Here is a 12435-nt window from a genome sequence, read left to right as displayed (position 1 = left end):
CTCCGACACCTATACAAGATATGACCAAATTATTATTTATGTTATTGTACCGTTCTTTTACAGCTAAATGTTGAGATCAGGGATCATGTTTCAATTTTATAAGTCTGACTTGAAGAAAATATCATTTTCTATTGTCAAGGTTACCATTTTTTTGGTTCTATTTAAGCTAGGTGCCGAATATGCTAACGAGAGTAGAGAGATCAGAAGTTGGTTTACATCTGGGTATTCGCCTTTATCTTTTTACAACATGATGTTTTATTTGGTTCTGTTCTTAATGAGCATTGTGATCATCAAGCTCATATGGAAGCTATTCCTTTTATATAGCATAAAACCTACCGACAATTTATTCCACGTTGGAATTAATCATAACATTGTCCATCCCTGCAAAGATGAAAATGATGCTCTGCTAGTTAAAATGGGAAGTCTCATGAGTATTACCTCCGCAGGTAATGGTGAGAATAAAAAATATCCTGACTTTATAAACTGTCTTGAAGAACGCAATCTGGCAGAAAAAGAGGCATGTGAAACCATTAAAGATTGGTTTGCCTGTAGTTATGATATTGAGGATGAACAACAGCTTGAATCCTTTCTTGAATCACTTCTTGATTCTGAATATTTTCATGAAGAAGATAATGCACAATACCAAACAGAACTAATGCATTTGTATCAGCTTGCAGATAAAACCGGCGTTAAATTAACTCGCAATTATGCAAGTAATAATATGAATGCGGCATTTAATCTGCAAAGAGCAGCGATGCTGTTACGCTGGGGAGTGACACTGGAGTGGATTTCTCTCGAACAATGGAATGAACTAAAGGAAAGAATTTCTCAGTTAATGCACCATCAGTTTGAATCAATGGATAAATTTGTCCATGACTACATGCTAGCGGTCTATGTTTTTCACCATAATGCAGAATCCAGTTCTCAATTCATGATTGTAGAACGTTTTTATGGATTGGCTGAATTGCAAAAACACCATTACTTTGAACTCACTGCTGAGCAATTGACTCAATTGGCCACTCAAAAAGCCATATAATCATTTGGCCCATAACACGCGCTTCGTTTCTGAATTGACATACGATAAGCGTGATTTATGGGCCAAAATAAAATTGGCTGTGGAAATTCAGGCAAATGTATCGTATTAGGCTATTGATATCGCAATTAACGCCTGTCCTAATGCCAACCCGCCATCCCCGGCAGGTAACCGTTCAGGTTGCAGCACATTTACACTTTGTAATTGCTGATGTAACAGCAGAGAAAGCAGACGGTTATGCATTACACCGCCAGACAATACGACGGTTTTGATACCGTGCTGCGACGCCGCACGTCTTGCCAGGTTAGCCAACCCTTGTGCTAAAGCAAAATGAAAAGCATAGGCTTTATCCGCAGGCTTTGCTTGCCATTCCAGCCACTGTTGCCAGAAAGTCTGTAAATCGAGTTGATTATCGTCCCGCAGCGGCATCGTCACTGGCGAGTGCTGAAGTGTGCTCTGCCATGCCAACGACTCCAACCAGCAGGCAGCTTCCCCTTCCCAACTTTGGTTGCGGGAATAAAACCCATTAGCCGCCGCAACTGCATCAAATAATCGTCCTGTCGATGAGGCTAAAGGTGAATTAACCCCACGTTCGATGGCTCGGCTGAGCAGCCCTGACGTGTCGGTAGGGATCGCCACCGCCTCGGGTAATGCAGGCCAACCCGGCACAAACCGTAACCACTGCGCCAACAGATTACGCCACGGCTGTCGTGCAGCCAGATCGCCACCGGGCAAGGCGACCGCTGGAAGGCCGCCTATATGTTGGCATGTCGCATAGTCCACCAGCAGGCATTCCCCGCCCCACCACTGCCCATCGGCCCCCAGACCAATACCATCCAATGCCAAGCCAATAACCGGCCCGGCGTCTCGTGGCCATTGATGCTCAGCCAGACAGGCGACAATGTGCGCATGATGATGCAGGACCTCAACACAAGGGATGTGTCGCTGCTGCGCTAACAATTTCCCCAGTTGATGACTGAGATAACCGGGGTGAGAGTCAACCACGATCGTATCGGGTTCGAAACGATAAACATCCTCAAATAGCGCAATAGATTGGCGATACTGCTGTTCAATATCGCTATCAGCCAAATCACCAAGATGCTGGCTGACGATGGCATTTTCATCACGTAACAGGCAGAACGTATTTTTCAGATCGGCCCCCATTGCCAGCACCGCACGTTGTCCGGCAAACCCTGACGGTAGCGGAAACGCATCTGGCACATAGCCACGGGCACGACGTAGCATTTCCGCCTTATGTGGATGCAGCCTGACCAATGAATCATCGGCGCGTTGTACGATGTCGCGATTGTGCAACAACCACAAATCGGCGATATCACGCAGTTGCGTCATTGCCTGTTCGTTCGTTAATGCTGGCGGTTTACCGCTGGCATTACCGGATGTCATAACCAACGGCCGGTTAACCTGAGCCATCAGCAGATGCTGTAACGGGTTCGCCGGTAACATTACGCCCACTTCAGATAGCCCCGGCGCGATCAGGATAGACAGAGGCCCATCCTGACGTAACGGCAATAATACAATCGGTGCCGCCGTACTTTTCAGCAACCGCTGCGCGGCAGACATATCGTCCGCCGCAGTACATTTCTCCAGCCAGTCCATATTGGGTAGCATCACGGCCAACGGCTTACCGGGTCGATGTTTTCGTTGCCTCAGCCTGGCGATGGCAGATGACTGCGTAGCATCACAAGCCAGATGAAAACCACCTAATCCCTTGATCGCCACGATCTCACCATTAAGCAGCGCATTGGCAGCCAGGAGGATCGCTTCATCCCCTTCAGCTTGCTGGCAGGTGGTTGCGTCAACCAGCCAGATCCGCGGACCACACTCTGAACACGCAGTAGGCTGAGCGTGAAAGCGGCGATCCGCCGGGTGTTGATACTCAGCCAAACATTGAGGACACAGCGGAAAATCAGCCATGGAAGTAAATGGGCGGTCATAAGGCATTTGACGAATGATGGTGAAACGTGGACCACAATGGGTACAGTTAATGAATGGATAGTGATAACGCCGATTGGTGTGATCATTCAATTCTTGCAGACATACATCACAGGTTGCCGCATCCGGCACCACTTGCGTATCCATTTGCCCCGCACCGCTATGCTCGATAACAAATTCGGTAGGGATATGATCCAACAACCACGGCTGGCAAACGATGCTGTCAATATGGGCTAGCGGCGGACACATAGCAGGCAGGTCCGCCAGAAACTGCTCAACATTTTCGGAAGGATAAAGATGGATGAGCACGCCGGCACTATCGTTACTCACCTCTCCGCACAGATTGAGACGATGCGCTAATTGCCATACATAAGGCCGAAAGCCAACGCCCTGTACCTTGCCTTTAACACGAATCTCAATACCGGGTTTGATCATGCCCACGCGAACCGTATCCCATTTCATGTGATATACCCGTCATGTTTCAGGCAACCCGAAACATGATGGAGATATACGGCATTTTTTCAGTAAAAAGAGGCGATCAACATATCCTCGGCATTGGCTCATTATGCGGTAGATCCAACAACCGTGATGCGCCGAATACGCCGCACAAGCGTACCTGTTGCTTTTCCGTTACCTCACCTATCGTTGCCGCGTCTCGCCCCAGTGGATGAGCGTGCAGTGCCGCCAGCACAGCGGTTTCCGCAGCGGCGGAGACCACCAGCACAAGTTTACCTTCATTGGCAAAATTCAGCGCCTCCAGCCCCAGGATTTCGCAGATCCCCCGTACCGCTTGCTTCAACGGTAGCGCGCTCTCATTAATTTCCATACCATAGCCGCTGGCCTGTGCATACTCATGCAAAATTGCGGTCACACCGCCACGGGTGGCATCTCGCAATGCTCTCACACCCTCAATCTTAAGCAACGGTTCAATCAGTGGGGCCAGAACCGCACAATCGCTGATGAGTTCAGCCTCAAGCCCCAGTTGCTCACGCAGGTTAAGGATTGTCGCGCCGTGATCGCCCAACGTCCCACTGACAATAATTTTATCGCCGGGACAAATAGCTTCGGTGCCCCAGTGAATGTCTGTCGGTATAACCCCAATACCAGCGGTATTGATAAAAATTTTATCAGCCGCACCACGTGGCACCACTTTCGTATCCCCGGTCACAATTTCTATGCCGGATTCACGCGCCGTTTTCGCCATAGATTCAACAATCCGCAATAAATCCGCGCCGGGAAAACCTTCTTCAATAATAAAGCCACAGGAAAGATAACGCGGCTGAGCGCCACTGACAGCGATGTCATTCGCCGTACCGCACACCGCTAATTTTCCAATATCCCCACCGGGGAAAAAGATAGGATCGATAACATAGCTATCCGTCGTGAACGCCAGTCGATCGCCCAATTGCATCAACGGTGCCAGCGGTAATCTGGCCTGATCTTCACGTTGACCCAGCAATGGGTTATTAAACGCCTGCAAAAAAAGCTGTTCGATCAACTGCTGCATTGCGCGACCACCACTACCGTGCGCCAGCGTGATCTCTTTAGGCAACGCCTCTTTTAACTGTCCTGCTTTTTCTGACTGTGTCGTGCTACTCATTCAATTGCATCCCGCCATTCAGGCACATTCTCGCCGATACTGATAATAAGCCGCACACGCGCCTTCGGATGATACCATCAACGCGCCAATCGCATTTTGCGGAGTACAGCGCTGAGCAAACAACGGGCAATCCGCAGGCTTGCAGCGCCCGGTCAGGACATCACCGCAACGCGATCCAGGTTCGTCCGCAACACGTTGCTGCTGCGGATGAAAACGACGCTCTGCATCAAAATTGGCATACGCGGCTCGCAACTGCATGCCTGAATCCGCTATTTCTCCCAAACCGCGCCATTCACTGCTCGACTTGGTTTCAAACACCTCGTCCATTGCCTGCTGCGCCAGCAGATTACCACTATCCGGAACGATGCGACGGTATTGATTTTCAACCTCACAACGTTCTGAATGAATCTGGCTAACCAGCATCAACAACGCCTGCAAAATATCTAACGGCTCAAACCCAGTCACAACAAACGGCTTATGGAAGCGGTCGCATAACGCTTGATACGGATAAGCACCGATCACCATGCTCACATGGCCCGGTGCCAGAAATCCATCAATACGCAGGTCGGGTTGCATTAACAGGCTACGCAAGGTGGGAACGATGGTGATGTGCTGACAGAACAGCGTAAAGTTAGTGATATTACGCCGCTTGGCCTGTTGCAACGTCAGTGCGGTACTTGGCATCGTGGTTTCAAACCCCAAGCCAAAAAAGACGACCTGCCGCTCGGGATTTTTTTCAGCCAGCGTCAACGCATCCAGCGGCGAATACACAATGCGCACATCAGCACCGTGCCGACGCGCATCCTGTAACGAGCCATTCCGTCCCGGCACCCGCATGGCATCGCCAAACGTACAGAAAATAACATCAGGATGAGCGGCAATCTCAAGACAAGCGTCGATTCGCCCCATCGGCAGCACACAAACCGGACAACCCGGCCCGTGCACAAACTCAATTTCCGGCGGCAACAGCCGATCGAGCCCAAATTTAAAGATCGCATGCGTATGCCCACCGCACACTTCCATCAGTTGCAGTGGACGTTCGCGCAGATGCGGCATCTCCGCTACCAGCGCTCGAATGCGTTGTAACAGTGCTTTCGCTAATTCAGGATCGCGGAACTCATCAACGTATTGCATGATCCTCTCCGAGTTCGCGCATTTCATCCATTTCCAGCCCTACGGCACGCATGGACTGCAATGCCTCCAGCGTGTCCTGTGCTTCCTGTTCATCCAGCAGGCTCATGGCAAAACCAACGTGCACCAGCACCCATTGACCGATTAAATCTGCGGGCGAGTCTTCACAGACCAACGCAATATTGACCGAGCGCTGTACACCGCAAACATCAACATACGCAGGCTGGTGGATATCCTCCCCGACAGAAACCACTTTCCCCGGAATACCTAAGCACATAGCTGCGCCTCCAGCCAGGCGAGCCACTCATCCATCCCCTCGCCTGTGCGAGCAGACAGGGCAATCACCTGAATCTCTGGATTCACACGTCTGGCATAACCGATACATGCCTCCAGATCGAAATCCAGATAAGGCAACAGATCAATTTTATTAATGATCATCAACGACGCCGCTGCAAACATATGCGGATACTTCAACGGTTTGTCTTCACCTTCGGTGACAGACAGCACCGCAACTTTGGCGCGTTCGCCCAGATCAAAGCCCGCCGGGCAAACCAGATTTCCTACATTCTCGATAAACAACAGGCTGTTATCGGGCAATTGCAGGCGATGGGCCGCATCGTGCACCATCTGTGCATCCAGATGGCATCCTTTTCCGGTGTTCACCTGAATGGCCGTAACCCCCGTAGCACGGATGCGTTCCGCATCGTTGGTCGTTTGCTGATCGCCTTCAATCACCGCGCAAGACACCTGCTTACTGATATGATTTAGCGTCGTCGTCAACAGCGTGGTCTTACCCGAGCCTGGGCTGGAAACCAGATTCAACGCCAGAATATTTTGCGCTTTAAAATGTTCACGGTTGTGCTCAGCCAGATGGTTATTTTTGCTCAGCACGTCCATTTCAATCTGTAAGAGACGCTGCTGGCCAACGCCCGGCGCATGGGTCCCTGCGGCCCCCTGTCCATAATGTAAATCCTGCTGGTTCACTTGCGGCTGAAACGGTGCCTCTTCTTGTTCATGGTGAACATGATCATGAGTTGGGGCGCGTTGTGGCGCTGCGCTCTCCGGTACTGGGCCGGAATAATAATGATGATGAACGTCACCCTGATGGTGGTAATGATGATGAATAATCACGCAGTGAGGTTCACTCTCACTCGAAACGTCATGACCATGAACATGCGTATGGTGAATATATTTATTTTTCTGAGCATGATTGCCATGATGATGTTCGTGGCTATGGTCGTGATGATGACCATGATGGTCGTGGGCGTGGTGATGGGGGTGATCATGATGACTATCATGGGTGTGAGCGTCAGTATGCTCGTCACCTTCTATTCTGCGTTCACCTTCACCACAACCGCATGTGGTACACATAAGGATCTCCTCCCGCTATCTTTAGTATCGTCACCTCAGCAATGCAAGGATGACTCAAAAATGACTTAACGGCCGTTACTCAATCGCCAGCTGTTTAATTTGCAGGCTATCACCGTCATCGACTCTCAGGTTATAACTGCCGCACTGAGGGCATCCGGTGTCGTGCTTAACGATTTCCACCACCGCACTGCATTCCCAGCACCATGCTTGTGCAGGCCGGACAGCGACATGCAGCTTGCATCCTTCAGCCAATGTCTGGCGACAGGCCGATTCAAAACAAAAACGTAGAGCACTCTCCTCGATACAGGAAAGTGCACCAATCTCCAGCCAAACTTCAGTAACCCGATGAGCCTGATGCTGACGGGCCTGTTGTTCTATCAATTCCAGCGCGTTGAAGCACATGGAAATCTCATGCATGGTCTTCACTCCGATTGCGGCTGAAAAGCGCTCGTAAACGACTATTCTGTGGCACGTTGCCATCGGCAACAGGGAGCGAAAGCGCCATTTTGGCACTCTGTTCGGCTAACAAAACAGCGTGTTCCCCTTGCAAATGACTATCAATCGGCGACATGAGCGAACAGGATAGATACTGCTTTCCCGCCATTTCTCCCACAATGAATGTGACATTTCCACAGGGGAGCGACAGTGCCAGACGATCGGCCAATGGCCTGACGGGCCAATCTTGATCCGGCCCTGGAAGAACAAACAAACTCATCATCCAGGGAGTTAACAGGCAGCCCACCCACTGCTGTTCAAACAGAGTGAATCCACAAGCTTTAACCGGGATACCCTGACGAAAAAAAGGCAGTGATTGCATTTCCTCATCTGCAATTTTCGTAAACATCTGTTCCAGCCATACCGCAGGATGTTCATCATGCCGCCGTGCGACAAACGATTCTTTGCGCTCAATCGGCATCCTGTGTAAATTTTTTACCTCTGATGCACTATTCACTACAGACCTCACATCGTTCGCTTACCGTGATGCCGCTTTGTTCCAAAGCGGCGATCACCTGCTGTACAGCAGGCTCAAGCGCCTGCTGTACCGTCTCTGTCAAGCCAATGTGAACATCCAATGAAGCAGGCTCTACGCCAATGAGCGTTAGCTTTTGCGGAAACTCTTCCGTTAATTGCAACGCCATCAGCACATCGGATAAACCCAACTGGTGCGGGGAAATCTTGCGGGTAAACAATGCAGGGACTTCGCTATCACGCAGGATGGTCACCGTTCCTGGCGCTTGCCCCGTCAGAACCGCGTCAGCAACAATCAGATGATCGCGGTTAGCCATCGCTTCCATCAGTTCCAACCCACAGGTACCGCCGTCAACGATATCTATCCTCGGCGAAAATGCATAACGTTGCTCCAATGCTTCAACGATACGCACGCCAACGGCTTCATCGCTGAGCAGCAGATTACCGACACCCAACACCAGTATATTCATCACAGCACCTTCACCCGGGTCACTTCACTACCATCGACCGTATCGACGATATGCACCGCACAAGACATACACGGGTCAAACGAGTGTATGGTTCGTACCACTTCCAGCGGCTTATGCGGATCGGCAATCGGCGTACCTACCAACGATTGCTCGTAAGGACCGGGAACACCGTCGAAATTGCGTGGCCCTGATGTCCAGGTTGATGGAACGACCGCCTGATAATTGGTGATTTTGCCGTTTTTAAATACAATCCAGTGCGACAACATCCCACGCGGCATTTCACCAAAGCCCACACCTCGGAATTCCGTATCCGGTGACAGATCAGGTTTGATAAACGTTTGGTGGTCACCTTTACCGATATTCGTGACCAACGCTTGCCACTGCTGAGCCAGCGTATCTTTCAACACGCAGCAATGCACCGTACGACCAATTACTCGGCCTAACGTAGAATGAAGATGTTTCACTTCCAGCGTTTGTCCGGTTAATTTTTGATAGGCTGCTGCCACCTGTGCGTAATGCGCTTCAGTGTCTTTATGCTTAGCCGCTAAGCCACACAGCAGCCACGCCAATGGGCCGACTTCCACCGTCTTGCCATAGAAGGTAGGCGCTTTTACCCAAGAGTATTTGCCGTCATCTTCCCAACCGGTATATTTGGGACGAGTTAATCCTTCCCACGGTGCCAGCGGTTCATCGTCCTGATACCAGGCGTGTTTACCACTCTCTTTGATCCCCTCAATCAGGAAGCTATCCTCATGGCTGGTAATCGGGCGATATTTCGCAAAGTCACCATTTTCCAGATAGCCGCCCGCCAACAGGAAGCTTCCTCCCTGATTATCCGTCGGCAATTCAGGCACGCTGAGGTAATGATCGGCACCTTTACCCAGGTGCAGCCAGTCAGGGTAATGTGCGGCAATCACTGCACAGTCAACTTTATAAACCTGCTCGATAAAGTCACTCAGGCGATCGATAAACGACTTCACGTACATCAGACGTTCAAGGTTCAGTACGCTTGGCGCATCAAGGTTGATCGGGTTAGCCACCCCACCTACCGCCAGATTCTGAATGTGTGGCGTTTTACCACCGAGTATCGCCACAATGCGGTTGGCATCGCGCTGACATTCCAGCGCTTGCAAGTAGTGCGCCACCGCGATCAGGTTAACCTCCGGCGGCAATGCCATTGCCGGATGTCCCCAATAACCATTAGCAAAAATGCCCAATTGTCCGCTGGCGACCAAATCTTTCAGCTTTTGCTGGACTTTGGTGAATTCGGCGGCGTTATTCAACGGCCAGTCAGACAACCCTTTCAACAACGCTTCTGCTTTTTGCGGCGAAGCTTCAAGAGCAGACGTCACATCCACCCAATCCAGAGCAGAAAGCTGATAGAAATGGACGATATGATCGTGAATACTGTGTGCCGCCAGAATCAGGTTGCGAATATATTGCGCGTTAACTGGCACGTTCAGTTTCAATGCATTCTCAACCGCACGCACAGAAGCAATCGCGTGTACCGTCGTACATACACCGCAAATACGCTGCACAATCATCCACGCATCGCGCGGATCCTGACCTTTAACAATTTCTTCCATACCGCGCCACATCGTGCCGGATGACCAGGCCTTGGTGACTTTCCCCTGTTCAATTTCGCAATCAATGCGCAGGTGTCCCTCGATGCGGGTAATAGGATCAATGGTGATGCGTTGGCTCATGCTTTACCTCGGCCTGATAATTCTTATGAACGCCTTCCAGCGCGGGAAGTACCGGCAACAGCCGGATTAACAAGATGTATGCGCAGACTTCAATCGCGACAAAACCGATGGAGATCAACACTTCCGATGTAGCGGGGAAATAGTGATAGCCACCACCGGGGTTGAAAGCCAGCAGGGAATAACTCAGTCGCCACAACGCGGCACCGAACAACATACTCAGCGCGCCAATAAACAGCAGACGTGAATCGTCACGGAGTCGTTTGATGCGGAACATGACCAGCGGGAAGATCATCAACGTCGCTTCGCACCAGAACATCAGTGAGAAACGATCGCCCCTGAACAAATAGCTCACTTTGTCATGCCAGATGATTTCGCCAAAACGCAATACCACAAACAGCAGTAGCAAAACCTGAATAATTTGCGTCAAACGGGCAAACAGCGGTTTTTCATCCGGGCCTCGACCTTTCAACCCCGCTTGTACCAGCGACCCTTCAAATATCACGATAGAAAAACCCATGATAAATGCGGTCAGCAGCGAAAGCAGTGGCAATAGTTCATAGCTTTGCCACAGTGGATGAACTTTATAACCGGCGGAAATCATCAGCGACCCCATTGAGGACTGATGCATCGTTGGCAGCAACGCGCCTAACGCGATGATGAAAAACATCACCTTGTTCAAACGCTTGAGAGAAACTTTCCATCCCATGCGTTCACACACGACAGGAGCGAACTCCAACGCCATCACTCCGATATAAATGGTCATACAGACAGCGGTTTCAAATAACACTGAGGACGTGTTAAAAAAACCTGGGATGTAAAAATACGGCAAATTCCAGTAACGCCCGACGTCGATGGTGATCGACAATCCCCCCAGAGAATACCCGAACAAACTGGCAAGCAGCGCCGGGCGAACCAAAGGATGGTACTCACCACGATTAAAGACATATACCGCCCAGGCCAGCGCCCAACCGCCACAGGCAAAACCGGTTCCCACCAGCAGATCGAAGGCGATCCAGATCCCCCACGGATACCCGCCATTGAGCGCGGCAACATCACCGATACCGAACACCAGACGTTTTACGATCAGTACCGCACACAACACCACGAACGGTGCCAGCAACATCACCGGCCAACTGACCAGACGTCCACCTAATGGACTCGCTTTATGCGCCGTCATGATCGTTCTCCTGTTTCTTGTCCGCATCCGAGTGATGATCATCGTGATCTAGCCGATCAGCCCGCGTATTACGATGCACCAGCACGGAAAGCCCTGCCAGCACCGCCAATGGCAATACCATTCCCTTATAAAGCGTGTGTTGGATATGTTCAGAACGTGCGCCAGTAGAGAGTTCAGCCAGTTCCGGCAGATCCAGATTCTGGTAAGGCACACCGGCCAGCACCAGAACCTGCGTACCACCCGCTTCTTTCTCACCATAAACATGCTGATCGTATTTCGGTATGGTATGAAGATACGTATCTTTTTTCGCCAGCGTCTGGCGTGGGTAGTGGTATTCCTCCCCTGCCTGCAACGACAAACGATGCTTCGCTTCAGAGAGCAACTCTTCACGCGTACCAAAAATCACGGCACCGGTCGGGCAAACATCGACACAACCCGGCAGGCCACCTTTATCCAATCGTTCCAGCCCCGGTTGATTACACAGTTCGCATTTGTGTAGCTTGCCGAACGGGTTTTCATAATCATATTTGGGAATATTGAAAGGACAGGCCACCATGCAATAGCGGCAGCCAGTACAGACGCTGGCGTCATAGTGCACCACACCGGTTTTGGCATCTTTCTTCAATGCCGAGACCGGACAAACTGAGACACAGTTAGGATCGACACAGTGCATACACTGTTTCTTGATGTAGGCATAGCCGTTATCCACCTGATCCTTGTTTGTTCCGTCACCGGAACTCCACACCTGAATAATATTATTGGTGTAAGGACTCAATTTATCGTTGTTGGAAAACGTGGCCCGACCACCCGCGTAGATTTTGCTGTCAGGGTTATAAGCCAGTTGATTGACCTGCTGACACTCGGTCACACAGGCCTGGCAACCGACACACAGCGTTGAATCATAGAGCATACCCAATGAACCGGGGATCGGTGGCTTATTTTCCGCAGCGGCACGTGCCGCCAATGGCGTACCGGCCAGTAACGCACCGGCAGAAGCCAGCTTGAAAAAATTGCGTCTGTTCACG

At 50.7% G+C, this 12435-nt stretch carries 12 protein-coding genes; 1 reads left to right on the top strand and 11 read right to left on the bottom strand.

The window, feature by feature from the left end; translation table 11 throughout:
* Positions 1-85 precede the first annotated feature (85 nt).
* Positions 86-1036, top strand: coding sequence for a DUF1266 domain-containing protein (locus tag ACKPVM_RS17230; RefSeq protein WP_409311000.1), 951 nt, complete (start codon positions 86-88; stop codon positions 1034-1036).
* 105 nt (positions 1037-1141) lie between these two features.
* Here ACKPVM_RS17230 and hypF read toward each other — a convergent pair whose 3' ends face one another.
* The 11 genes from hypF to hybA form a co-directional block, all read right to left on the bottom strand.
* Complete coding sequence (gene hypF / locus ACKPVM_RS17225; RefSeq protein ID WP_409310998.1) at positions 1142-3448, bottom strand: carbamoyltransferase HypF; 2307 nt, start codon at positions 3446-3448, stop codon at positions 1142-1144.
* Between the two features lie 76 nt (positions 3449-3524).
* Positions 3525-4586, bottom strand: coding sequence for a hydrogenase expression/formation protein HypE (gene hypE / locus ACKPVM_RS17220; protein WP_409310996.1), 1062 nt, complete (start codon positions 4584-4586; stop codon positions 3525-3527).
* An 18-nt stretch (positions 4587-4604) separates the two neighbouring features.
* Positions 4605-5720, bottom strand: a complete 1116-nt coding sequence (hypD, locus tag ACKPVM_RS17215) for a hydrogenase formation protein HypD (protein WP_409310994.1) — start codon at positions 5718-5720, stop codon at positions 4605-4607.
* Positions 5707-5994, bottom strand: coding sequence for a hydrogenase maturation factor HybG (gene hybG, locus ACKPVM_RS17210; RefSeq protein ID WP_409310992.1), 288 nt, complete (start codon positions 5992-5994; stop codon positions 5707-5709). Before hybG ends, hypD begins: the two co-directional genes overlap by 14 nt.
* Positions 5985-7088, bottom strand: coding sequence for a hydrogenase nickel incorporation protein HypB (gene hypB, locus ACKPVM_RS17205; protein WP_409310990.1), 1104 nt, complete (start codon positions 7086-7088; stop codon positions 5985-5987). Before hypB ends, hybG begins: the two co-directional genes overlap by 10 nt.
* A 75-nt stretch (positions 7089-7163) precedes the next feature.
* Positions 7164-7505: a hydrogenase maturation nickel metallochaperone HypA gene (hypA, locus tag ACKPVM_RS17200; protein WP_409310988.1), complete on the bottom strand. Its 342-nt coding sequence runs from the start codon at positions 7503-7505 to the stop codon at positions 7164-7166.
* Positions 7498-8004: a hydrogenase-2 assembly chaperone gene (gene hybE, locus ACKPVM_RS17195; protein ID WP_409311094.1), complete on the bottom strand. Its 507-nt coding sequence runs from the start codon at positions 8002-8004 to the stop codon at positions 7498-7500. Before hybE ends, hypA begins: the two co-directional genes overlap by 8 nt.
* 28 nt (positions 8005-8032) lie before the next feature.
* Complete coding sequence (locus ACKPVM_RS17190; RefSeq protein ID WP_409310986.1) at positions 8033-8527, bottom strand: HyaD/HybD family hydrogenase maturation endopeptidase; 495 nt, start codon at positions 8525-8527, stop codon at positions 8033-8035.
* Positions 8527-10233, bottom strand: a complete 1707-nt coding sequence (hybC, locus tag ACKPVM_RS17185) for a hydrogenase 2 large subunit (protein ID WP_409310984.1) — start codon at positions 10231-10233, stop codon at positions 8527-8529. Before hybC ends, ACKPVM_RS17190 begins: the two co-directional genes overlap by 1 nt.
* Positions 10211-11410, bottom strand: a complete 1200-nt coding sequence (gene hybB, locus ACKPVM_RS17180; RefSeq protein WP_409310982.1) for a Ni/Fe-hydrogenase cytochrome b subunit — start codon at positions 11408-11410, stop codon at positions 10211-10213. Before hybB ends, hybC begins: the two co-directional genes overlap by 23 nt.
* Positions 11397-12434 (bottom strand): hydrogenase 2 operon protein HybA, encoded by a 1038-nt coding sequence (hybA, locus tag ACKPVM_RS17175; RefSeq protein WP_409310980.1) that lies wholly within the window; start codon positions 12432-12434, stop codon positions 11397-11399. The genes hybB and hybA overlap by 14 nt, the downstream gene beginning before the upstream one ends.
* Between the last annotated feature and the right edge of the window lies 1 nt (position 12435).

Source organism: Pectobacterium hainanensis, from assembly GCF_046237015.1.
Taxonomy (GTDB): domain Bacteria; phylum Pseudomonadota; class Gammaproteobacteria; order Enterobacterales; family Enterobacteriaceae; genus JBJYIN01.
This window is presented reverse-complemented; position numbering and strand designations above follow the sequence as displayed.